Here is a 23506-nt window from a genome sequence, read left to right as displayed (position 1 = left end):
CTCTTATCGATGCCGGCGTGGAGCGCAAACAGCGTCCCGTTAGCCGATTTGTTCGAGTTCCTCGTGCGTTTCGAGCCATTCGGCTTCGAGTGCTTCAAGGCGCGCGTTCACGTCTGCCTGACGGCGGATCGCCTCCGTCAGTTTGCTTTTCTGAGCCGGCTCGTAGCTGGCCGGATCGGCGACGAACGCGTCGAGCGCCGCCTTCTCTGCATTGAGCGCGTCCATTTCCTTCTCGATCTTCGTGATGCGGCTTTGCAGCGGCTTTTTCAGATGCGCGAACTTCAGACGCGTTTCCGCTTCGCGCCGGCGCTGTTCCTTGCGATTGACGCCGTTGTCCGTGCCGCTCGGTGCACCGCTGTCCGCGCCGTTCGACGCATTGCCCGCCTTCAATGCCGCGCGCTGCTCCGCTGCGTGCTGCAGCAGCCAGTCGCGGTAATCGTCGAGGTCGCCATCGAACTCCTGCAAACGGTGCTTGGCGACCAGCATGAATTGATCGGTGGTGGCGCGCAGCAAGTGCCGGTCGTGCGAGACGAGGATCAACGTGCCTTCGAACTGCGCGAGCGCCATGGTCAGCGCGTGGCGCGTTTCGAGATCCAGGTGGTTGGTCGGTTCATCGAGCAGCAGCAGGTTAGGCTTTTGCCAGATGATCAGCGCCAGTGCGAGCCGCGCCTTTTCGCCGCCGGAGAAGGGCGCGATCTTCGACGTCGCCATCTCGCCCGAAAAGTTGAAGCTGCCGAGGAAGTCGCGCAATTCCTGCTCGCGCGTATCCGGCGCAAGACGCGCGAGGTGCTGCAAGGGCGTGTCGTCTACACGCAGCGTTTCGAGCTGATGTTGTGCGAAGTAGCCGATGCGCAGGCCCTTGCCTTCGCGCACGTGGCCGCCAAGCGCTTCCAGCGTGCCGGCCAGCGTCTTGATCAACGTTGACTTGCCCTGGCCGTTGGCGCCCAGCAGGCCGATGCGCTGACCGTTCTGGATCGACAGCATCACGCGCTCGACAATCGGAATCTCGACGCCTTCTTCGCTGCGGTAGCCGCAGCGCACGTCTTCCATCACCATCATCGGATTCGGCGCGGAATCGGGCGTGCGGAATTCGAATGTGAATGGCGACGCGGCGTGCGCCGGCGCGATCAACTCCATCTTTTCGAGCGCCTTCACGCGGCTTTGCGCCTGGCGCGCCTTGGTGGCCTGCGCCTTGAAACGGTTGATGTAGCTCTGCAGATGTTCGACCGTGCGCTGCTGTTTCTCGTACGCGCTTTGTTGCAACGCGATCTGCTGCGCTCGCAGCACTTCGAATTGCGAGTAGTTGCCGCCGTAGCGTTTGATCTGCTGTTGTTCGAGATGCAGCGTGACGTTGCACACGGAATCGAGAAATTCGCGATCGTGCGAGATCACGACCAGGGTGCCCGGATAGCGGTTCAGCCAGTCTTCGAGCCAGACGATTGCGTCGAGATCCAGGTGGTTGGTCGGTTCGTCGAGCAGCAGCAGATCGGAACGGCACATCAGCGCCTGCGCGAGGTTCAGCCGCATGCGCCAGCCGCCCGAGAAGCTGCTGACGGGTTCGCGAGTCTGGTCGAGCGTGAAGCCGAGACCGAGCAACAAGGCCTCTGCGCGCGCTGGCGCGGTGTAGCCGTCGGCGTCCGCGAAGGCCGCGTGGGCCTCGGCTTCGGCCGCGCCGTCATGCGCGGCCGAGGCGTGGGCGATGCGCGCTTCGATTGCGCGCAACGCCGCGTCGCCGTCGAGCGTATAGGCGAGGGCGGTCTTGTCCGCGGCGGGCGTTTCCTGGGCGACGTGCGCGATCTGCCACGTGGGCGGGATCGAAAAATCGCCGCCGTCCGCGTGCAGTTCGCCGAGCAGCACGGCAAACAGCGTCGACTTGCCCGCGCCGTTCGCGCCCACGAGGCCCGCCTTTTCGCCGGGATTCAGGGTGAACGTGGTGTTGTCGAAGAGCGGCTTGGTGCCGCGCGCGAGGCTGAACTGGTTAAAGCGGATCACGAAGAGGCCGGCTGAAGAAAAACGCTATTTTAGACTGCCGGGGATGACACCGGGCATTCAGCGGACGCTCGGCGCGTGCTCAGCGGGCGTCGGCCATCCGGCCGACTGTAATCGCCACGCTTTTGGCATAGACTGACGGCTTTCGTGGGGAGCGCAGATGACATCGATTTATTCTTTTTCGGCTCGCACGCTAGGCGGCGAGGAAGTGAGCCTCGGCCAGTACGAGGGCAAGGTCTTGTTGATCGTCAACACGGCGAGCGAATGCGGGTTCACGCCGCAATATGCGGGCTTGCAGAAGCTGTATGAGGGCTACGCGGCGCGCGGGCTCGCGGTGCTTGGCTTTCCATGCAATCAGTTCGGCAAGCAGGAGCCGGGCGACGCCGCGCAAATCGGCAGCTTCTGCGAGAAGAATTACGGCGTGACGTTCCCGATGTTCGACAAGATCGACGTGAACGGGGCGAACGCGCATCCACTGTTCCGTTATCTGACGGGCGAGGCGCCGGGTCTGTTGGGCCTCGAAGGGATCAAGTGGAATTTCACGAAATTTCTGATCGGTCGCGACGGCAACGTGGTCAAGCGCTATGCCCCGTTGACCAAGCCCGAGGCGATTGCCGAGGACATCGAAAAATTGCTGTAAGCCGGCGGCGCGCGCGGCAGTGCTTCAAAGAATCGGCGAGAACAGCCTTGCCACATGCATCAGCACGCGCCGCAATGCGCTCGCCTGCCGGTACTCGTTGCGGTCGATCTCACGCGATTGCGCGAAGTCGGCGAGCAGCATCGCTTCCACTTCTTTCGCGAAGCCGTGGTCGACGGTCATCACCATGATCTCGAAGTTCAGCCGGAACGAACGGTTGTCGAGATTGGCGCTGCCGACCGCCGCGGCTATGCTGTCGATCAACACAACTTTCTGGTGCAGAAACCCCGGCTGATAGCGAAAAATCCGGATGCCCGCGCGCAGCGAATCGTATGCATACAGTTTCGAAGCCTCGAACACCACCACATGATCGCGCCGGCTCGGAATCAGAATGCGCACGTCCACGCCGCGCAGCGCCGCGAGCCGCAACGCCGAGAACACGGCTTCATCGGGCACGAGGTACGGCGTCGTAATCCAGACGCGCTCGCGTGCCGCATTGATCGCCTCGACGAAAAAGAGCGAACACGTCTCCTGTTTGTCGGCCGGACCGCTCGGCACCACGAGGCAGTGCATGCCGCGGCCGCTTGCCGGATCCGGCGGGGGCATCGGCGGCAGATCGAGGTGCGGCAGTTGCTGCGTCGCCCAGTACCAGTCTTCGGTGAAGACGAACTGGATGCTGGCGACTGCCGGACCTCGTACTTCGATATGCGTGTCGCGCCACGGCGAGAGCGGCGGCTTGCCGCCGAGGTATTCGACGCCCACATTGTGTCCGCCGACAAACGCGCGTTCACCGTCCACGGAAACGATCTTGCGGTGATTGCGGAAGTTCAGTTGCAGACGGTTGACGAAAAGGCGGTGGGTGGCGAACGGATGCATATCGACGCCGCCCGCGCGCAGCGCCGCCACATAGCGGTGCGGCAGATCGAAGCTGCCGATGCTGTCGTAGAGGAAATACACGCGAACGCCTTGCCGCGCGCGGGCGATCAGCGCGTCCTTGAACATTTCGCCGAGCGCATCGTCGCGCACGATGAAGAACTGCACGATCACGTAGTGGCGCGCGTTTTCGATGGCCTCGAAAATCGCCTCGAACGTCGCCGTGCCGTTCACGAGCGTGCGTACGGAATTGCCCGGCAAAAAAGGCATGCCGCCGAGCCGCGTGAGCGAGTGCACGAGCCTGCCGCCGAGCGCGTGCGCGGGCAGTTCCGCTGACGAGGCCAGTCTGTCCCACTCGGGAGGATGCGCGTGGGCACGCAGCAATTCATTTTCGACGCGGCGCGCGTCTGCGTAACCGGCAAACTTGCTGCGGCCAAGAAAGAGGTAGGGGACCAGCGTCAGATACGGCATTGCGACCAGCGACACGGCCCACGCGATCGCGCCTTGCGACGTGCGCGTATTGAGAATCGCGTGGCACGCCGCGACCACGCCGAGTATGTGGGCGAGGGCCACCAGCGTGCCGACGTGAAGCAGGTCGAATTGCATAGGCGAGCAAAGGAATGACGATGTGCCGTACGGGCTCGCTGGACGAACCGCGGGCAGCTAACGGCGCCCATCTTACCGAACGCGCGTGGCTTGGGGGCGGGTTCCGGTGCGTTGGAGGGTGGTTCGTGCTCACGCTGATGCGTGCTGATGTGCGCGGCGTCGAGGTTGATGCGCGCCGCCTGATGTTCAACGCGTGCGAGTGAAGGCCGGCGAGTGTGATGAAAAACGGCGCGCGTCGGAATCCATGCCGACGCGTGCCTGAAGCTGAACCGGCGATAAAAGTTTCAGACCGGCAGATCGGCGGCCTGTATCAGGAACACGTTGTCGTCGCCGGCGCTGGTCGACAGCCATACCAGGTTCAGACCGCCGAAGGCCGCTTCAACGTGCTGGCGCTCGTTGCCGATTTCGATCACGAGCACGCCGTCTTCCGTCAGCCAGTTGCGTGCGTCCTTGATGATCCGCCGAACGATGTCCATGCCGTCGGCCCCGCCCGCGAGCGCCATTTCCGGCTCGTGTTTGTATTCGGCGGGCAGTTCCTGCATCGACGCCGCGTTCACATACGGCGGATTGCTGATGATCACGTCATAGCGACGTTCGGCGAGCGGCGCATAGAGATCGCCTTCGAAGAGCGCGATGCGGTCGTCGAGCTTGTAGTCGGCCACGTTGCGCGCGGCGACTTCCAGCGCCGACGCGGACAGATCGACCGCGTCGATGTCTGCATTCGGGAACGCATGCGCCGCGAGAACCGCGAGGCAGCCTGAACCCGTGCACAGTTCGAGTACGGCGCTGACCTGCTCGGGATCTTCCACGTACGGTTGCAGGCCGTCCTGCAACAACTCGCCGATGAACGAACGCGGCACGATCACGCGTTCATCCACGTAAAAGCGGAAGCCGTGCATCCACGCTTCCTGCGTGATGTAGGCGGCCGGCACGCGTTCGGCGGCGCGGCGCTCGATCACGTTCAGCACCGCGTCGATCTCGGCGGGGCTCAAGCGCGCATCCATGAACGGGTCGAGCAGATCGAGCGGCAGATGCAATGTGTGCAGGACCAGATAGGCGGCTTCGTCGTAGGCATTCGCGGAGCCGTGGCCGAACGACAGCCCGGCCTGGTTGAAGCGCGATACCGCGAAACGCAGCAGGTCGCGGACGGTGGAAAAGGGCAGCGTCATCGCAAATAGTCCTTGAATAATCCTGGGTTAAGCGATCAGTTGTTCGAGCACGCGGCGATACACGTTCTTGAGCGGCTCGATGTGTGCGACTTCGATATGTTCGTCGATCTTGTGGATGCTGGCGTTCAGCGGGCCGAACTCGACCACCTGTTGGCAGATGCGCGCGATGAAACGGCCGTCCGACGTGCCGCCGGTGGTCGACAGTTCGGTGCTTACGCCGGTTTCGTCCTTGATCGCTTTGGCCAACGCGTTCGACAACTCGCCGTGCGGCGTCAGGAACGGCAGGCCGCTGACGCTCCAGTGCAGATCATATTCAAGGCCGTGCCTGTCGAGGATCGCGTGGACGCGTTGCTGCAAACCTTCCACCGTGCTGGCCGTCGAGAAGCGGAAGTTGAACATCACGTCCGCGTGCCCCGGGATCACGTTCGTCGCCCCGGTGCCGCTGTGAATGTTCGACACCTGCCACGTGGTGGGCGGGAAGTATTCGTTGCCGTCGTCCCAGCGTTCGGCGACGAGATCCGCCAGCGCCGGGGCGAGCAGGTGTACCGGGTTCCTCGCCAGATGCGGATAGGCGATATGACCTTGCACGCCCTTGACGACCAGCTTGCCCGACATCGAGCCGCGCCGGCCGTTCTTGACCGTGTCGCCGAACTGCGCACTGGAAGTCGGTTCGCCGACGACGCAGTAGTCCATGCGCTCGCCGCGTGCTTGCAGCGCTTCGACCACTTTGACGGTGCCGTCGGTGGCGGGGCCCTCTTCGTCGCTCGTAATCAGAAACGCAATCGAGCCGCGATGCTGCGGGTGAGCAGCGACGAACTCCTCGCTAGCGACCACGAAGCCCGCGATCGAGCTTTTCATGTCGGCCGCGCCGCGGCCGTACAGCTTGCCGTCGCGATGCGTCGGTTCGAACGGCGCCGATTGCCATTGCTCGAGCGGGCCGGTCGGCACCACATCAGTATGGCCGGCGAATGCGAGCAGCTTGCCCGCACGGCCGTCGACGCCGCGTTTGACGGCCCACAGGTTCGTCACACCGTTTGATTCGATGGTTTCGTGCTCGAAGCCGAGTGCGGACAGGCGCTCGATCAGAAGGCGCTGGCAATGCTGGTCGTCGGGCGTGACGGAGGCGCGCGCGATCAGTTGTTCGGTAAGGGCGAGGGTGCCGGACATGGATTCAGTACAAGCCACTTGGAAATGAAAAAATGCCGGCAGGCGGTGATGCACCGCAGCCGGCAACAGCTTTCAGGCAACGCGGCGAGGCCGCGCTTAAGCGAACAGCGCAGCGCTCAAGCGAAGAGACCGCGCTTAAGCGAACAGCGCCGCATATTCTTCCGCGGAAAAACCGAGCGACTTGACGCGTCCGTTGACCACGAGCACCGGCCGCTTGATGACCGACGGCTTGTGGATCATCAACGCAATCGCGCCCGGCTGCGTGTCCGCAGCCGCCTTCATGTCGTCCGACAGGCCGCGCCACGTGGTGCCGCGACGGTTCAGCAACGCGTCGAGCTTCACGTCCTTCAGCCAGTCCTGCACGAGCGGCTCGGTCACACCAGCCTTCTTGAAGTCGTGAAACTCGAACTCCACGCCGTGCTCTTCAAGCCACACCCGCGCTTTCTTCACGGTGTCGCAGTTCGGAATACCGTAGACGACAGTTTTGGTGCCGCGCGCCATCAGTCGCCTCGCAGCAGCTCGTTCAGGCCGACCTTCGCACGCGTCTTTGCGTCGACCTTCTTGACGATTACGGCGCAGTAGAGGCTATGCGAGCCGTCCTTCGACGGCAGGTTGCCGGCCACCACGACCGAGCCCGCCGGAATGCGGCCGTACGTGACTTCGCCGGTTTCGCGGTCGTAAATCTTGGTGCTCTGGCCGAGGTACACGCCCATCGAAATCACCGAATTTTCTTCGACGATCACGCCTTCGACCACTTCGGAACGCGCGCCGATAAAGCAGTTGTCTTCGATGATGACCGGGTTCGCCTGCAGCGGCTCCAGCACGCCGCCGATGCCCACGCCGCCCGACAGGTGCACGTTCTTGCCGATCTGCGCGCAGGAACCGACGGTTGCCCACGTGTCGACCATCGTGCCTTCGTCGACGTACGCGCCGATGTTGGTGTACGACGGCATCAGCACGACGTTCTTCGCGATGAACGAGCCGCGGCGCGCGATGGCGGGCGGCACGACGCGAAAGCCGCCGGCGGCGAAGTCTTCAGCGGTGTAGTTGGCGAACTTCGACGGCACCTTGTCGTAGAACTGGCTGTAGCCGCCGGCCGGCATCGGCGCGTTGTCTTCCAGGCGGAACGACAGCAGCACGGCTTTCTTCAGCCACTGATTGACGACCCAGTCGCCGTCCTTCTTTTCAGCGACGCGCAGCGCGCCCTTATCCAGTTGCTCGATGGCGTGGGCGACGGCTTCGCGCACGTCGGCGGGCGCGGCCTTGGGCGACAGGTCGGTGCGGTTTTCCCAGGCGGTGTCGATGATGCTCTGAAGTTGTTGCGACATATGCGTGCTTTTCTGAAGAGTTGAAGTCTGAAGAAGGGAGGCGGTGCGCAGAGCGTTCGCTGCGAAACCGCCAACGTAGCAGCGAACCTGTTGCGAACCTAAGGCCGCGAGTCAGCCCGCAAGCCCACGGCAAAAATCGACGATTCGTTGTGCGCCTTGCGTGCATTCGTCGACGTCGGCGACGAGCGCCATGCGCACGAAATTGCGGCCGGGGTTCACGCCGTGCGCGGTGCGCGCGAGGAAAGAGCCCGGCAGAACCGTCACATTATAGTCGGCGTAGAGACGCTGGGCGAACTCGGTATCCGTCAGGCCCGTGCGCGACACGTCCGCCCACAGATAGAACGCGGCGTCCGGCAGGCGCACTTCGAGCACTTCGGCAAGCATCGGGGTGACGGTGGCAAACTTCTGCACGTATTTCTCGCGGTTCTCGCGCACATGCGCTTCGTCGTTCCAGGCCGCGATGCTCGCGCTTTGATACACCGTTGACAAGGCGGCGCCGTGGTAGGTGCGGTACAGCAGGAAGTCCTTGAGGATGGCGGCGTCGCCCGCGACGAAGCCCGAGCGCATGCCCGGCACGTTCGAACGCTTGGACAGGCTCGACAGCATGACGAGCCGCTCGTAGCCGCGGCCGAGCTTGTGCGCGGCTTCAAGGCCGCCGAGCGGCGGATTGGCTTCGTCAAAATAGATCTCGGAGTAGCACTCGTCCGAGGCAATCACGAAGCCGTGACGGTCCGACAGCGCGAAGAGTTCGCGCCAGTCGTCGAGCGTCAGCACCGCGCCCGTCGGATTGCCAGGCGAGCAGACGTACAGCAGTTGCGTGCGGGCCCAGACGTCGGCGGGCACAGCAGAGTAGTCGCACGCGAAGTTGCGCGCCGGGCCGCTATTCACGAAATACGGCTCTGCACCCGCGAGAATCGCCGCCCCTTCATAGATTTGGTAGAACGGGTTCGGACAGAGTACGATCGCAGGTTCACCTTCGGCGCTGCGCCTGGGGTCGATCACAGTCTGGGCGAGAGCGAACAGCGCCTCACGCGAGCCCGACACGGGCAGCACCTGGGTTGCGGGATCGACGGGCGGCAGGCTGTAGCGCTGCGTGACCCAGTTCGCAATCGACTCGCGCAACGGCAGCGAGCCGAGAGTGGCCGGATACGAGGACAAACCACCGAGCGAAGCCACCACCGCATCACGTATCAGCGCGGGCGTGGGATGTTTGGGTTCGCCGATGCCGAAGCTGATGTGTGCAAGGCCGGCGGCGGGCGTGACGTCCTTGAAAAGCGCGCGAAGCTTTTCGAACGGATAGGGCTGAAGGGAGTCGAGTAGCGGATTCACTGGGCGGATCGAGCCTGATCGAAGAGGACGCAGAAGGATGCAGGCCGGCGCATGCGCTGCGGACCGGCCGGCCGGGGGACGGAGGCGGCAAGACGTCAGCGTCGGACGGCAGCGGCGGCGAGCAGAGGATTATAACGTGGCGCGCAGCGGCTCGCGGACGAGTCTGGTGTGGCGGCGTGGCTTATGTCGACGGCGGCGTCGTGCGATACCTGCGGCACAGTCGGGCAGCGTTGCCAGCCCGCGCAGCCGAGCCACGGAGCGCAGCCAGGCAGCACAGATAGGTAGCACAGTCAGGTAGCGCGGCGGCCAGGCGGCGCGACCGGCCAGGACAACACCCAGACAGCACTGCTCGCCAGGCGGCGCTGGCAATGCGCCAAAGTGAGAACGACGCGGACCGCGGACGGCTTTCCAGGAACAAGGCAGGAACAAAGCAGGAGCAGCAATGTACGCAGCAGTCGCGCAGATGTCCGGACAAAGCAGGCGCGGGAACGCCGCAGTCCTTGGCAGCACAACCAACCGCGGGATCAGCAGTTGCACCGCCGCCAGCACCGACTCTGGGAGCCCGGCACTATGAGCAACTGGCTTCGCACAGGCTGGCCGACGCTCGCGATCATGCTGGGCGCCTCGGTGTGGGGAATGATCTGGTATCCGCTGCGTATGCTCGCGTCGCTCGGTGTCACGGGCACGGCCGCGAGCGCGCTGACGAGCGCCGCCGGTTGCCTGTTCGTGCTGCTGGTGCGCCATCGGGCGCTCAAGACCGTGCGCTGGCATTGGCTGCTGCCGGCTCTCGCGCTCGCCGCGGGCATCACGAATCTCGGCTTCGTGTGGGGATCGATCCACGGGCAGGTGATGCGCGTGCTTCTGCTCTTCTATCTGACGCCAGCGTGGACCGCGCTCTTCGCGCACTTCATCCTGCATGAACGCCTGACGTGGTCGGGTGCGGGTCTCGCCGCGCTGTCGCTCGCCGGCGCGATGACCATGCTGTGGTCGCCGCAACTCGGCATCCCGTTGCCCGGCAATCTTGCCGAATGGGCGGGCCTCGCGGGCGGCATGGGCTTCGCGATGAGCAACGTTCTGATCCTCAAGACGAGCCGCGTGTTGCCGCAGATGAAACCGGAGATGCGCACCGCGACAATCTTCGGCGGCGCGGCGATTTTTAGCGCTTGCGCGTCGCTGTTCGAAGCGATGCCCGCGCCGCCCACGGGCGCCCATCTCAGCACCGCCGGGTGGCTCGTGCTCGGGCTCGGTTTTCTGCTGGCGTCGAACAATATGCTTGTGCAGTACGGGCTCGCGCGCGTGCCGGCCAACCGGGCGTCGATCATCATGCTGTTCGAACTCGTGGTCACGGCCATGTCCGCGTGGCTCTTTGCCGGCGAGATACCCGGCCCGCGCGAATGGGCGGGCGGCGCGTGCATCGTGCTTGCATCGGCGCTGTCCAGCTGGATGCATCGGACGAAGACAATGCCGCCCGATCCCGCCAATCAGGACCCGGGCGTCGCGACTGCATGCGAGGCGGACATCGACAAACGCGGCGACCATAAGGACGGCAAGAACCGCCCACGCGCGATGGTATGATTGCCCCTCATTAGCCGACGCATGCGCGACGCGCGCGCAATCGGCGCCCTTATCCCGAGGGTTGGCGGGGAGCGCGGGCCGTGTCGCTGTATCGGCGAACGGCTCGCGCGGCCTTTGCGAGCCACCTATTATTTTCCCTTTTCAAACAGCGAAATCGCCGTGCGTCTGACCTCGATCAAACTCGCTGGATTCAAGTCATTCGTCGATCCCACGCATTTCCAGGTTCCGGGCCAGCTAGTCGGCGTGGTCGGACCGAATGGATGCGGCAAGTCCAACATTATCGACGCCGTGCGCTGGGTGCTCGGCGAATCACGCGCCTCCGAGCTGCGCGGCGAGTCGATGCAGGACGTGATCTTCAATGGCTCGACTGCGCGCAAGCCGGGTAGTCGTGCCAGCGTCGAACTCGTGTTCGACAACGCCGACGGCCGCGCTGCCGGCCAGTGGGGCCAGTATGCCGAGATCGCCGTCAAGCGCGTGCTCACGCGCGACGGCACGTCTAGCTACTACATCAACAATCTGCCAGCACGCCGCCGCGACATTCAGGACATCTTCCTCGGCACCGGTCTCGGGCCGCGCGCTTACGCGATCATCGGGCAGGGCATGATCGCGCGCCTGATCGAAGCGAAGCCGGAAGAACTGCGCGTGTTTCTCGAAGAAGCCGCGGGCGTATCGAAGTACAAGGAACGCCGCCGCGAGACCGAGAACCGTCTGCATGACACGCGTGAAAACCTGACGCGGGTCGAGGACATCGTCCGTGAACTGGGCACGAATCTCGAGAAGCTCGAAGGGCAGGCGGTAGTCGCCACGCGCTACAAGGAACTGCAGACCGACGGCGAAGAGAAGCAGCGTCTCTTGTGGCTGTTGCGCAAGAACGAGGCCGGCAGCGAGCAGGAACGTCAGCAGCGCGCAATCGAACAGGCACAGATCGACCTCGAAGCGCAAACCGCGAAGCTGCGCGAAGTCGAAGCGCAGCTTGAAACGCTGCGCGTCGCGAATTACTCGGCGAGCGACGCCATGCAGGGCGCGCAAGGCGCGCTCTACGAGGCGAATGCGGAAGTCAGCCGGCTTGAAGCCGAGATCAAGTTCATCGTCGAATCGCGCAACCGCGTGCAGGCGCAGATCGCCGCGCTGACCGCACAGCGTGAGCAGTGGCAGTCACAGGCTGAAAAAGCGCAAGGCGATCTCGAAGACGCCGAAGAGCAACTCGCCGTCGCGGAAGAAAAGGCCGCGCTCGCCGAAGAAGAAGCCGCCGCGAAACACGACGCAATGCCCGCGCTCGAAGCGCGCTGGCGCGATGCGCAAGCGGAACTGAACGCGGAGCGCGGCGGCATCGCGCAGACCGAGCAGGCGCTCAAGCTCGAAGCCGCGCATCAGCGCAATGCCGATCAACAATTGCAGCAGTTGCAGCAGCGTCATGAGCGGCTGAAGTCGGAGGCGGGCGGTCTGGACGCGCCGGACGAAGCGCAGCTCGAAGCACTGCGGATGCAACTCGCCGAGCATGAAGAAATCCTGCACGACGCGCAGGCGCGCCTTGCTGAGGCGCAGGAAACGCTGCCGCGTCTGGACGCTGAACGGCGCGCCGCGCAGGAGCGCGTGCAGACGGAAAGCGCGCAGATCCATCAGCTCGACGCGCGTCTTGCCGCACTCAAGCAGTTGCAGGAAAACGTCCAGACCGAAGGCAAGATTCAGCCGTGGCTCGAAAAGCATGAGCTGGGCGGCCTGCCGCGTCTGTGGAAGAAGCTGCACGTCGAAGCCGGTTGGGAAACCGCGCTCGAAGCGGTGCTGCGCGAGCGGCTCGCCGCGCTCGAAGTGTCGAACCTCGACTGGGTCAAGGCTTTCGCGACCGACGCGCCGCCCGCCAAGCTCGCGTTCTACGCGCCACCTGCCGCCGGTCAGCCGGCCGCGGCGCCGCCTGCCTTGCGGCCGCTGCTCTCGCTGGTGCGGATCGACGACGCCGGCATTCGCGCGGTGCTCAACGACTGGCTCGGCCTTTCGTTCGTCGCCGACGATCTGCAGCAGGCGCTTAGCATGCGCTCGCAATTGCCGGAAGGCGGCTCGTTCGTCGTGAAGGCGGGACATGTGGTGACGCGCGTCGGCGTGCAACTGTATGCCGCCGATTCCGAACAGGCCGGCATGCTGGCCCGTCAGCAGGAAATCGAAAATCTCGCGCGTCAGGTGCGCGCTCAGGCGCTCCTCGCCGATGAAGCGAAGGCCGCCGCGATCCGGGCCGAAGCCGCGCACACGCAAGCCGCGCAGGTGCTGACCGACGTGCGCCAGCAGGCCGAGCGCGCGACGCAACGCGTGCATGCGTTGCAACTCGACGTGCTCAAGCTCACGCAGGCGCACGAGCGTTACACGCAGCGCAGCACGCAGATTCGCGAGGAGCTCGAAGAGATCAACGCGCAGATCGAAGAACAGCGCGCGATGCGTGCCGAATCCGAAGCGAACTTCGAGCGTCACGACGGCGAACTCGCGGAATTGCAGGCACGTTTCGAAGATCATCAACTCGCTTTCGAGGCGCTCGATGAAGCGCTCACCGCCGCGCGCGGCGAGGCGCGCGATCTCGACCGCGCCGCGACCGACGCGCGCTTCGCCGCGCGCAACATGGCGAATCGCATCGACGAATTGAAGCGCAGTATTCAGGTCGCGCATGAGCAGAGCGAGCGCGTGGCGGCGTCGCTCGAAGACGCGCGCGCGGAACTGGAAACGATCAACGAGCAGGCCGCTCACACGGGCTTGCAGGACGCGCTCGACATCCGCGCGGTCAAGGAAGAGGCACTGCATGCCGCTCGCCTCGAGCTGGACGACCTGACCGCCAAGTTGCGCGCCGCCGACGAAACGCGTTTGACCGCCGAGCGCGCGTTGCAGCCGCTGCGCGATCGCATCAACGAATTGCAACTGAAGGAACAGGCCGCGCGGCTGAATGGCGAGCAGTTCATCGAACAACTGGCGGCGGCCGGCGTCGATGAGGCCGAGTTGCAAGCCAAGCTCACGCCGGACATGAAGCCGTCGTATCTGCAGGGCGAAGTCACTCGCATCAACAACGCGATCACTGCGCTCGGTCCGGTCAACATGGCCGCGCTCGACGAACTGAAGGCGGCCACGGAGCGCAAGTCGTTCCTCGACTCGCAGTCTGCCGACTTGACGAGCGCGATCGAAACGCTCGAAGACGCGATCCGCAAGATCGACGCCGAAACGCGCACGCTGTTGCAAGGCACGTTCGACGAAGTGAACCGTCATTTCGGTGAACTGTTCCCGCGTCTTTTCGGCGGCGGTCAGGCGAAGCTGATCATGACCGGCGACGAAATTCTCGACGCCGGCGTGCAGGTGATGGCGCAGCCTCCGGGCAAGAAGAATTCGACGATCCATTTGCTGTCGGGCGGCGAAAAAGCGCTGACCGCCACGGCACTCGTGTTCGCGATGTTCCAGTTGAATCCTGCGCCGTTCTGTCTGCTGGACGAAGTGGACGCGCCGCTTGACGACGCCAACACCGAACGTTTCGCGAATCTGGTGCGCGCAATGTCGGACAAAACCCAGTTCCTTTTCATCTCGCACAACAAGATCGCGATGGAAATGGCGCAGCAACTGATCGGCGTAACGATGCAGGAGCAGGGCGTGTCGCGCATCGTTGCCGTCGACATGGAAACGGCCGCGGGTTTCGCCCAGAATATCGTTTAAGTTTTCGTTTTGAATCGATGAAACGCGGGCGCCCGCGTTCAGCGCTGCGGCCAGTGCCGCGCGACACGTGGCGCGGGCGCAGAGCCGCGCGGATAAAAGAATTGCTGATGGAGCATGCATGGACGAGTTGACACTCGGTTTGATCGGCGCAGGTGCCGTGGTGGTCGGGGGCGTGGTCGTATACAACGCGTGGCAGAGCGCAAAAGTGCGCCGCAAGATGCCGCGGCCGATGCCCGCGGACACCGCGGAAAGCTTGGCGCGCGACGATCATCAGGAGCAGAGTCCGTTTATCGAACCGGCCCGGCCGACCACGCGCCGCGCGCCGGTGGTCGGGGCGGACGCGCCAGCCGATAAGGCGTCGGCGCGCGTCGAACCGACTTTTGGCGCGCCGGTGGGCGCGGCGCCGCTCGACACGCCGGCCGATATTCAGGCAGAGACGACCACGCCGAACGGCTATATGGAAGCCGAGAATGGCGCAGAAGGCGGCGATGCTTCCGAGGCTGATCAGGACGCAGCGAAAGCACAAGAGCTGCGTGAATCCGACGAACGGAACGAGCCGATTCTGCCCGCCGCCACAACGATCTCGTCGGCGCCGCCGGCTATCGTCGATCGCCGCATCGACTGCATCGTGCCGCTTCGTCTGAATGGACCGGTTGCCGGCGACAAGGTGATTCCGCTCGCGCAGCGTCTGCGCCGCGCGGGCAGCAAGCCGGTGCATATTGAAGGCAAGCTCGAGGGCGGCGCATGGGAGCTGCTGCAAAACGGCGCGCGTTATGAAGAGTTGCGCGCCGCCGCGCAGTTGGCCAATCGCAGCGGTGCGCTCAACGAGCTGGAATTCTCCGAGTTCGTGACGGGCGTGCAGCAGTTCGCCGACGCGATCGACGCCTCACCGGAATTTCCCGACATGCTCGAAACGGTCGCGATGGCGCGTGAGCTCGACGGTTTCGCCGCGCAATGCGACGCGCAGCTGTCGATCAACGTGCTCTCCGACGGCGCGCCGTGGTCGGCCAACTACGTGCAGGCCGTGGCATCGCAAGATGGCCTGCTGCTCTCGCGCGACGGCACGCGTTTCGTCAAGCTCGACGGGCGCCAGAGCCCGGTGTTCATGCTGCAATTCGGCGACACGAATTTCCTGCGCGACGACCTCACGTACAAGGGCGGCCAGATGATCACGCTGGTGCTCGACGTGCCGGTGGCCGATGAAGACATCCTGCCTTTCCGTCTGATGTGCGACTACGCGAAGTCGTTGGCGGAGCGCATCGGCGGCCGGGTGGTCGACGACGGCCGCCGTCCGCTGCCCGAGACCGCTCTGCTCGCCATCGAAAAGCAGTTGATGACGCTCTACGCGAAGCTGGAACAGGCTGGTATTCCGGCGGGTTCGCCGGCCACGCGGCGTTTGTTCAGTCAGTAACCCGCTGCGGTTTTCAGGCGCCTCGAACGGCCGCGCGATGCGCGGCCGTTGTCGTTTCGAAGAGCCATCGCGCACACTTTCGCGTGCTCGCGCTCGGGCCCGCAACCTGGCCATTCGGCCGATGTAAAGGGGCACGCTTCCTGCGATAATCCAGTGTCCGATTTCACTGAAGAAGCTTTCCACAGCATGGCTCGAACTCCCGCCTCAAATGCAGCAGTCAGCGCTCCGGCCGAGCGGGCCGCGTGGCTGCGCGCGGAACTTGAACGCGCCAATTACGCGTACTACGTGCTCGATCAACCAGACCTGCCGGACGCGGAATACGACAAGCTGTTCAAGGAGCTGGAGAGCATCGAGGCGGAGCATCCGGATCTGATCGTGCCGGATTCGCCCACTCAGCGCGTGGGCGGCGAGGCGGCGAGCGGATTTGAGCCGGTCCTGCACGACCAGCCCATGCTGTCGCTGAACAACGGTTTCGCGGACGAAGACATCATCGCGTTCGACAAGCGCGTCGGCGACATACTTGGCAACAATGCCAAGGAGCCGCCGGTGCCGGTCGACTACGCGACGGAATTGAAGTTCGACGGCCTCGCCATTTCACTGCGCTATGTCGACGGCGCGTTCGTGCAGGCCGCTACGCGCGGCGACGGCACGACGGGTGAGAACGTCACCGAAAACGTCCGCACGATCCGCTCGATTCCGCTCAAGCTCAAGGGCAAGCGCGTACCGCACATACTCGACGTGCGCGGCGAAGTGCTGATGTTCAAGCGCGATTTCGAGCGCCTGAACGAACGTCAGCGAGTCGCGGGCCACAAGGAGTTTGCCAATCCGCGCAACGCCGCGGCGGGCAGCTTGCGTCAGCTCGACTCGAAGATAACCGCGCAAAGGCCGCTGTCGTTTTTTGCGTACGGCATCGGCGTGCTCGACGGCATGGAGATGCCTGCCACGCACAGCGAACTGCTCGACTGGTACAAGGAACTCGGCCTGCCGGTCAATGCGGAGCGTGCGGTCGTGAAGGGCGCCGAAGGGTTGCTGGCGTTTTTCCACGCGGTCGGTGAGAAGCGCGAGAAGCTGCCGTACGATATCGACGGCGTCGTGTACAAGGTCAACCGGCGCGACGAGCAGGACGCGCTCGGCTTCGTGTCGCGTGCGCCCCGTTTTGCGCTGGCGCACAAATTCCCCGCGCAGGAAGCGCTGACGAAACTCGTCGCGATCGACGTGCAGGTCGGGCGCACCGGCGCCATCACGCCGGTGGCGCGCCTGGAGCCGGTGTTCGTCGGCGGCGCGACGGTCACGAATGCCACGCTGCATAACGAAGACGAAGTACGTCGCAAGGACATCCGTATCGGCGACACGGTGATCGTGCGGCGGGCTGGCGACGTGATTCCGGAGGTGGTGAGCGCGCTCATCGACCGTCGGCCGGACGACGCTCGCGAATTCGTGATGCCCACACATTGTCCGGTGTGCGGCTCGAACATCGAGCGGCTGCCCGACGAGGCGATCGCGCGTTGCACGGGCGGCCTGTTCTGTCCGGCGCAGCGCAAGCAGGCGCTGTGGCACTTCGCGCAGCGGCGAGCGTTGGACATCGACGGGCTGGGCGAAAAGATCATCGACCAACTGGTCGCGCAGAACCTGGTGCGCACGCCCGCCGATCTGTTCAACGTCGGCTTTTCGACGCTTGCCGAACTCGACCGCTTCGCCGACAAATCCGCGCAGAACCTGCTCGACTCGCTCGAAAAGGCCAAGCACACTACGCTTGCCCGCTTCATCTACGCGCTCGGCATCCGCCATGTCGGCGAATCGACGGCGAAAGATCTGGCCAAGCACTTCGGCTCGCTCGACCCGATCATGGACGCGTCGGTGGAAGCGTTGCTGGAAGTCAACGATGTAGGGCCGGTTGTCGCCGAATCGATTCACCAGTTTTTCGCCGAAGAGCACAACCGCACGGTGATCGAGCAACTGCGCGCGCCGGGCAAGGTCACATGGCCTGAAGGGCCACCCGCGCCGAAGGCTCCGCAAGGCGTGCTGGCCGGCAAGACGGTCGTGCTGACCGGCAGTTTGCCGAACCTTGCTCGCGAAGAGGCGAAGGAAATGCTCGAGGCGGCCGGCGCAAAAGTGGCCGGCTCGGTGTCGAAGAAAACAGACTATGTGGTGGCGGGGGCCGAAGCTGGCAGCAAGTTGGCGAAGGCCGAGGAACTCGGCATTCCCGTACTCGACGAAGATGGTATGCGTAAGCTCCTGGAGGGGCAGTTATGATCCGCGAAATTCTCAAGATGGGCGATCCGCGCCTGCTGCGCATTGCCGATCCGGTCGATCACTTCGACACACCGGAACTGCATGAGCTTGTCAGAGACATGTTCGAGACCATGCACGACGCGAACGGGGCGGGGCTCGCCGCGCCGCAGATCGGCGTCAACCTGCAGGTGGTGATTTTCGGATTCGGGAGCAACGAACGGTATCCGGATGCGCCGGCGGTGCCGGAAACGGTGCTGATCAATCCGACCATCTCGCCGGTTTCGCTCGATATGGAAGAGGGCTGGGAGGGCTGCCTGTCGGTGCCGGGCCTGCGCGGCGCGGTCAGCCGTTTCTCGATGATCAAGTATCACGGCTTCGATCAATACGGCAAGCCGATCGACCGGGTCGCCGAAGGTTTTCATGCACGGGTGGTGCAGCATGAATGCGATCATCTGATCGGCAAACTGTATCCAATGCGGATCACCGATTTCGCGAAGTTCGGCTTCACAGAGGTGCTGTTTCCGGACATGGACCCGAATAGCGACGATTGACTGCTGTGCGGCGGATGTCGCGGTGGCAATAAAAAACCCACGCAACGCGTGGGTTTTTTATTTGGCGGACGATCGCGCGTCCAGATTGGTTGCGCGAATCGATCGATCAAGCCAGAAGCGCTCGTGGCCGTGTTGTCAGAACGACTCGTCGGGCGCGAGGTAGCGCCATTGTCCCGGCGGCAGTGCGCCGAGCATTACACGACCCATTCGCACGCGTTTCAAGCCGAGCACTTCCAGGCCGACCAGTTCGCACATCCGGCGAATCTGACGCTTCTTGCCCTCGCGCAGCACGAAACGCAACTGCTCGCCGTTTTGCCAACTGACGTCGGCGGGCTTGAGCGGCACGTCGTCGAGCGAAAGGCCGTGGCGCAGCAGTGCGAGGCTTTCCGGTGGGAAGTGGTTTTCGACGTCGACGGTGTGCTCGCCGTAGGCCACGCGCACCAGGTATTCCTTGTCGATCTCCGAATGGCCGCCGATCAGTTGCTTGGCGATGCGGCCGTCCTGCGTCAATACCAGCAAGCCGGTGGAGTCGATGTCGAGGCGGCCGGCCGGAGCAAGCTGGCGCAGATGCGCGACCGAAAAGCGGATCTCCGAGCGATCGCCTTCCCAGCGGTTCTCCGGCGTGACCAGCGTGATGGCCGGTTGATAGCCGTCTTCCGCCTGGCCCGACACATAGCCGACTGTCTTATGGATCAGTACCGTGACCTGGCTCGCCTGCGCGGCTTCGGCAGCGGGGTCGATCTCGATGCGCTGATCGGGGCGAACCTTCGTGCCCAAGGTGTCGATGCGCTCGCCGTCGACCAGCACCCAGCCTTTCTCGATCCATTCGTCGGCTTCGCGGCGTGAGCAGAGGCCCAGTTCGGACATCAGCTTGGAGAGGCGCAGTGTGCCGGGCGCGTCTTCGATATCGCGACGCGGTGTGCGCGGCGCGGCGTCAGTGTTCGCGCGGCGTTCGGCTGGCGCGGCGCCGCGCGGCTTGGGTTTGCCGGTTCGCGTCGGGCGGTCATCGCTGAAACGGCGCTCGGCCGCCGGTGCTTTGTCGAAGCTGCGGGCCGGGCGTTCGCCACGATCGGTGTGAGCGGTGCGCGGCGCAGCGCGCGAGTCGGTTCGCGTCGGGCGGTCGCCGGATTCCCGGCGGACCGGTGCGCGTTCGCTTCGTTCTCCTCGGTCGCCGCGGGGTGCACGTGCCGGACGGTCTGTGCGGTCGTCATAGCCGCTCTTGACTGGCTTTGCAAAGCTGCGTTCGCCTTCAGAACGGCGCGGTGCGCTGTCGCCACGCGGCCCGCGTTCACCGCTGCGACGCTCTTGCGAAGCGCCGCGCTCATCGTTCAAACGCGGACGGTCGGTCGCATCACGTTCGCGGCGCATCGGACGCTCGCCGCGTGGGCCGCCTTCCGCTGGGCGTCCTGCTCCCGCGCGCGGTGCGCTGAAGGGACGGCGTTCGCCATCGTCGCGGCGCGGTGCGCGATTGCCGTCGACGCTGCGCGAGGGGCCGCGGTCCGTACTTCCTTCGAAGCGGCGCGGTGCGCGTTCGCTGCGATCGCCACCACCTTCGAAGCGCCGAGGCGCGCGTTCGCTGCGATCGGCGCCACCTTCAAAGCGACGAGGCGCGCGTTCACCGCGGTCTGTGCCGCCTTCAACGCGACGAGGTGCACGTTCGCCGCGATCGCCGCTGCCCTCAAATCGACGAGGGGCTCGCTCGCTGCTGCCCGTACGATCTTCAAACCGGCGCGGCGCACGTTCGCTGCGCTCGCCACCCGCGCCACGAGGCGCCCGCTCGTCGCCACCCGCGCGACTTTCAAACCGGCGCGGGGCGCGTTCCCCCATATCCCGACGCGGCCCACGTTCGCCACCGCCTTCAAATCTGCGGGGCGCGCCTTCGCCTCGCTCGCCATCCGCGCGACGCGGTGCGCGTTCCCCACGTTCGCCGCCGCCTTCAAACTTGCGCGGCGTTCGTTCGCCACCCTCGCGGCGCGGACCGCGCTCACCGCTTCCTTCGAAACGCCGGGCAGGCGCGCCGCCTGCGCCTTCGCGGCGCGGCGGCCGCTCCGACGTCGCGCGTCGCGCGCCGCCGGCGGCGCCTGCATCGCGCTCGCGCGAAAACGAGCCTTCCTCGCGGGGAGCGCGCGGGGCACGCGCGCCTGTGCCAGCCGGACGCCTGGCGCCGGACGACGTACCCGCGCCTTCGCCTCGCGCGCCGCTGGGGCCCGCCGTCGACGGTTTCGGTCCCACGGGGCGTACCGGTTTGCGCGCCGACGTGCTGCCGCTACGGACCGGGGCGCGTTCGGACGAAGCCGGCCGCGGGTGCTTGGCTGTTAATTTGAGTCGCATGAAATCTCACACTGCAATCGCGCGCAGCAGTTCGGTCTCGACCTGAATTTGCAGGCGGTTGTCCGACAGACCGTGCCCATCCAGCAGGAACACGTCCTCGACGCGTTCGCCGAGCGTATTGATCCGCGCCGACGCGACGCCGACCCGGTGTTCGGCCAGCACGCGCGCGATCGAATAAAGAAGGCCTGGCCGGTCGTTCGCCGACACGGACAGGATGTAGTATTGGCCGCGCTCGTCGGCCCGAAGGTCGACGCGCGGCGTAACAGGGAAGGTCCGCGACAGCCGCGACAAGCGGCCCTTCGACGGCCCGGGGAGCCAGGTGCCGTCGCCGCTGAGGCGCGCGGTCAGTTCCTGCTCGACGAGGTTGGCAATGTCGCGATAATGCACGTCTTCTTCGGTATGCGCGACGAGGAAATTATCCAGCGCGTAGCCGTGACGCGTCGTGCTGACCCGCGCATCGAGCACGGACAGGCCGTTCCGGTCAAAATATGCGCAAATGCCCGCGAACAGATCGGGCTGGTCCTTCACGTACACCAGCACCTGAAGCGCTTCGCCAATCGGCGAGGGGCGGGCTCGCACGATCGGCGTCGGCGTTTCGACATGACGGTACAGCACACGCGTTTGCCACGCGATGTCCGCCGCGTCATGGCGCAGAAAATAGCCGATGTCGAGCTTGTCCCATAGCGCTTTTTGGGCGCCTTCCGGCACGGTTTCGAGGCGCAGCAGGGCGAGCGCCTCTTCCTGACGCGACTCGAGTTCCGAATGCGCATCGGGCCGCGCGCCGCCGAGCACGGCTAGCGTCGCGCGGTACAGGTCCTCGAGCAGTTTGCCTTTCCACGTGTTCCAGACTTTCGGACTGGTCCCGCGGATATCCGCCACCGTCAGCAAATAAAGCGCGGTCAGGCGTCGTTCGGTGCCGACCAGTTCAGCGAAACGCTTGATGACTTCCGGATCGCTCGTGTCCTGCTTTTGCGCGACCTGGCTCATGGTCAGATGCTGCTGCACCAGCCAGACGACCAGTTCGCCGTCCTCGCCCTCGATGCCATGATTGCGGCAGAAACGCCGCGCGTCGGCCATGCCGAGCGTGGAATGGTCGCCGCCGCGACCCTTGGCGATGTCGTGAAACAGCGCCGCGACGTACAGCACCCACGGCCGGTCGAAGCTGACGATCAACTGGCTGCAAAACGGATATTCATGCGCGTGCTCGGCGACCGCGAAGCGCCGCAGATTGCGCAGCACCATCAGAATATGCTGGTCGACGGTGTAGACGTGATACAGGTCGTGCTGCATCTGTCCGACGATGCGCCGGAAGTTGAGCAGGTAGCGCCCGAGCACGCTCGTCTGGTTCATCAGGCGCAATGCGTGCGTGATGCCGGCCGGCTGCTTCAGGATGTCCATGAACAGGCGCCGGTTTTCCGGATCACGCCGCCAGTGCTGGTCCATCACGTCGCGGGCGTTGTAGATGGCCCGCAGCGTGCGCGCAGATAGCCCCTTGACGCCCGGCGTCTGTTCGTACAGCAGGAAGGCTTCGAGAATTGCGTTCGGCTCGCGCTGGAACAGGTCGTCGCTGGCGATTTCCAGCATGCCTTGCTTCTCGACGAAGCGGTCCGACAGCACCCGCGTAATGCCGCTCGTGCTCGGGAAAAGCTGTGCCTCGATGTTCTGGATCAGGATCGTGGCGAGCTGCGTGACCGCCTTGGCCGCCCAGTAATAGCGACGCATCAGCTGTTCGCTGGCGCGCTTGGTGGCGGTAGGCTTGTAGCCGAAACTTTCGGCCACCGGCGTTTGCAGGTCGAACACCAGAATGTCCTGACGGCGTCCGGCCGTGACGTGCAGCCGGGCGCGCAGCGACTTCAGGAAGCCTTCGTTGCGCCGCAGCTCCTGCGCTTCGCGCTCCGTGATGAGACCGCGCGCCTCGAGTTCGCGCCAGCTGCTGCCGAAACCGGCCGCCTGGGTGACCCACAAAATCAACTGGAGATCGCGCAGCCCCCCCGGGCTTTCCTTGATGTTCGGCTCGAGCGCGTACGGCGTGTCCTGAAATTTGGCATGCCGCTGGCGCATTTCCAGCACCTTCGCCTGGAAGAACGCTTTCGGATCGAGCGCTTCGCGATAACGCTTCGCGAAGTCGTCGAACAAGGCGGCGCTGCCCGTGATACGCCGCGCTTCGAGCAGCGATGTACGCACGGTCACGTCGTTGGCGGCTTCTTCGAGACATTGCGAGACGCTGCGCACGCTGCTGCCGAGTTCGAGCCCCAGATCCCATGCGAGGCTGATAAAGCGCTCGATGCGCGCTTCGAGATGCCCGAGCGGTGCGTCGGGCAACAGCACCAGAATGTCGATGTCCGAATGCGGCGCCAGTTCGCCCCGGCCATAACCGCCCACGGCTAGCAAGGCGAGATCGGCCGGCAACTCGCAGGTGTTCCAGGCGGCGCGCAACGAGTCGTCAGTGGCGCGCGAGAGCGCCGCCATCAACGCTTCTACGTTGGTGGCGGTCTTGAAGCGTTCCAGCAACTGGGCTTTGGCCACTTTGTAGTCCGCCTTGAGCGACCTGGCATGGGATGAGGCGACGGCTGGGACACTACTCATGGGCAGGCTGGCTTCAGGGCACAATCGGGGCGAAATTCTGGGCG

The 23506-nt window shown here is 64.7% G+C and carries 15 protein-coding genes; 6 read left to right on the top strand and 9 right to left on the bottom strand.

All coding sequences use genetic code 11. The features are described 5' to 3' along the window. Positions 1-39: 39 nt before the first annotated feature. Positions 40-1992, bottom strand: coding sequence for an ATP-binding cassette domain-containing protein (locus tag C0Z16_RS20420; RefSeq protein WP_102633917.1), 1953 nt, complete (start codon positions 1990-1992; stop codon positions 40-42). Between the two features lie 157 nt (positions 1993-2149). Here C0Z16_RS20420 and C0Z16_RS20415 point away from each other — a divergent pair, with 157 nt between their 5' ends. Beyond that, a complete protein-coding gene (locus tag C0Z16_RS20415) occupies positions 2150-2629 on the top strand; it encodes a glutathione peroxidase (protein ID WP_102633916.1) in 480 nt (159 codons plus the stop codon). Between the two features lie 24 nt (positions 2630-2653). Here C0Z16_RS20415 and cls read toward each other — a convergent pair whose 3' ends face one another. The 6 genes from cls to dapC all read right to left on the bottom strand — a co-directional run bounded on the left by cls (position 2654) and on the right by dapC (position 9098). Next, positions 2654-4105: a cardiolipin synthase gene (cls, locus tag C0Z16_RS20410; RefSeq protein WP_102633915.1), complete on the bottom strand. Its 1452-nt coding sequence runs from the start codon at positions 4103-4105 to the stop codon at positions 2654-2656. Positions 4106-4389: 284 nt separating this feature from the next. Next, positions 4390-5274: a 50S ribosomal protein L3 N(5)-glutamine methyltransferase gene (gene prmB, locus C0Z16_RS20400; protein ID WP_102633913.1), complete on the bottom strand. Its 885-nt coding sequence runs from the start codon at positions 5272-5274 to the stop codon at positions 4390-4392. A 27-nt stretch (positions 5275-5301) separates the two neighbouring features. Further along, positions 5302-6441 (bottom strand): succinyl-diaminopimelate desuccinylase, encoded by a 1140-nt coding sequence (gene dapE, locus C0Z16_RS20395; RefSeq protein ID WP_102633912.1) that lies wholly within the window; start codon positions 6439-6441, stop codon positions 5302-5304. A gap of 135 nt (positions 6442-6576) precedes the next feature. Then, positions 6577-6942: an ArsC family reductase gene (locus C0Z16_RS20390; protein WP_102633911.1), complete on the bottom strand. Its 366-nt coding sequence runs from the start codon at positions 6940-6942 to the stop codon at positions 6577-6579. Next, on the bottom strand, positions 6942-7769 hold the full coding sequence (gene dapD, locus C0Z16_RS20385; protein WP_102633910.1) for a 2,3,4,5-tetrahydropyridine-2,6-dicarboxylate N-succinyltransferase: 828 nt from the start codon (positions 7767-7769) through the stop codon (positions 6942-6944). Before dapD ends, C0Z16_RS20390 begins: the two co-directional genes overlap by 1 nt. A 111-nt stretch (positions 7770-7880) precedes the next feature. Beyond that, positions 7881-9098, bottom strand: coding sequence for a succinyldiaminopimelate transaminase (gene dapC, locus C0Z16_RS20380; protein WP_102633909.1), 1218 nt, complete (start codon positions 9096-9098; stop codon positions 7881-7883). A gap of 570 nt (positions 9099-9668) precedes the next feature. Between dapC and C0Z16_RS20375 the strand changes: the two genes are divergently transcribed. From C0Z16_RS20375 to def, 5 genes are all read left to right on the top strand, one after another. After that, positions 9669-10673 (top strand): DMT family transporter, encoded by a 1005-nt coding sequence (locus tag C0Z16_RS20375; RefSeq protein ID WP_102633908.1) that lies wholly within the window; start codon positions 9669-9671, stop codon positions 10671-10673. A 159-nt stretch (positions 10674-10832) separates the two neighbouring features. Beyond that, the gene (gene smc, locus C0Z16_RS20370) at positions 10833-14351 is read left to right on the top strand and encodes a chromosome segregation protein SMC (RefSeq protein WP_102633980.1); all 3519 of its coding nucleotides are present in this window, start codon (positions 10833-10835) and stop codon (positions 14349-14351) included. Positions 14352-14469: 118 nt separating this feature from the next. Beyond that, positions 14470-15762, top strand: coding sequence for a cell division protein ZipA C-terminal FtsZ-binding domain-containing protein (locus C0Z16_RS20365; RefSeq protein ID WP_102633907.1), 1293 nt, complete (start codon positions 14470-14472; stop codon positions 15760-15762). 186 nt (positions 15763-15948) lie between these two features. Further along, the gene (gene ligA / locus C0Z16_RS20360) at positions 15949-18015 is read left to right on the top strand and encodes an NAD-dependent DNA ligase LigA (RefSeq protein WP_102633906.1); all 2067 of its coding nucleotides are present in this window, start codon (positions 15949-15951) and stop codon (positions 18013-18015) included. After that, positions 18012-18545 (top strand): peptide deformylase, encoded by a 534-nt coding sequence (def, locus tag C0Z16_RS20355; RefSeq protein WP_102633905.1) that lies wholly within the window; start codon positions 18012-18014, stop codon positions 18543-18545. The genes ligA and def overlap by 4 nt, the downstream gene beginning before the upstream one ends. Positions 18546-18680: 135 nt before the next feature. On the opposite strand, the gene C0Z16_RS20350 is transcribed toward def, so the two are convergent. Both C0Z16_RS20350 and C0Z16_RS20345 read right to left on the bottom strand, forming a co-directional pair. Continuing rightward, positions 18681-20876: a pseudouridine synthase gene (locus C0Z16_RS20350; RefSeq protein WP_102633904.1), complete on the bottom strand. Its 2196-nt coding sequence runs from the start codon at positions 20874-20876 to the stop codon at positions 18681-18683. 6 nt (positions 20877-20882) lie between these two features. Continuing rightward, complete coding sequence (locus tag C0Z16_RS20345) at positions 20883-23462, bottom strand: [protein-PII] uridylyltransferase (protein WP_102633903.1); 2580 nt, start codon at positions 23460-23462, stop codon at positions 20883-20885. Positions 23463-23506: the final 44 nt, after the last annotated feature.

Origin of the sequence: Paraburkholderia rhynchosiae (assembly GCF_002879865.1) — a bacterium.
Classification (GTDB): Bacteria; Pseudomonadota; Gammaproteobacteria; order Burkholderiales; family Burkholderiaceae; genus Paraburkholderia; species Paraburkholderia rhynchosiae.
The sequence above is the reverse complement of the archived record's forward strand: the minus strand, read 5'-3'. Positions and strand labels throughout refer to the sequence as shown.

What these genes read in the sequence shown, in the direction of transcription:
- C0Z16_RS20415 (WP_102633916.1), top strand. Translation starts at nt 2,150, where the DNA reads ATGACATCGATTTATTCTTTTTCGGCTCGCACGCTAGGCGGCGAGGAA.
- cls (WP_102633915.1), bottom strand. Translation starts at nt 4,105, where the DNA reads ATGCAATTCGACCTGCTTCACGTCGGCACGCTGGTGGCCCTCGCCCAC.
- prmB (WP_102633913.1), bottom strand. Translation starts at nt 5,274, where the DNA reads ATGACGCTGCCCTTTTCCACCGTCCGCGACCTGCTGCGTTTCGCGGTA.
- dapE (WP_102633912.1), bottom strand. Translation starts at nt 6,441, where the DNA reads ATGTCCGGCACCCTCGCCCTTACCGAACAACTGATCGCGCGCGCCTCC.
- C0Z16_RS20390 (WP_102633911.1), bottom strand. Translation starts at nt 6,942, where the DNA reads ATGGCGCGCGGCACCAAAACTGTCGTCTACGGTATTCCGAACTGCGAC.
- dapD (WP_102633910.1), bottom strand. Translation starts at nt 7,769, where the DNA reads ATGTCGCAACAACTTCAGAGCATCATCGACACCGCCTGGGAAAACCGC.
- C0Z16_RS20375 (WP_102633908.1), top strand. Translation starts at nt 9,669, where the DNA reads ATGAGCAACTGGCTTCGCACAGGCTGGCCGACGCTCGCGATCATGCTG.
- C0Z16_RS20365 (WP_102633907.1), top strand. Translation starts at nt 14,470, where the DNA reads ATGGACGAGTTGACACTCGGTTTGATCGGCGCAGGTGCCGTGGTGGTC.
- ligA (WP_102633906.1), top strand. Translation starts at nt 15,949, where the DNA reads ATGGCTCGAACTCCCGCCTCAAATGCAGCAGTCAGCGCTCCGGCCGAG.
- def (WP_102633905.1), top strand. Translation starts at nt 18,012, where the DNA reads ATGATCCGCGAAATTCTCAAGATGGGCGATCCGCGCCTGCTGCGCATT.
- C0Z16_RS20350 (WP_102633904.1), bottom strand. Translation starts at nt 20,876, where the DNA reads ATGCGACTCAAATTAACAGCCAAGCACCCGCGGCCGGCTTCGTCCGAA.
- C0Z16_RS20345 (WP_102633903.1), bottom strand. Translation starts at nt 23,462, where the DNA reads ATGAGTAGTGTCCCAGCCGTCGCCTCATCCCATGCCAGGTCGCTCAAG.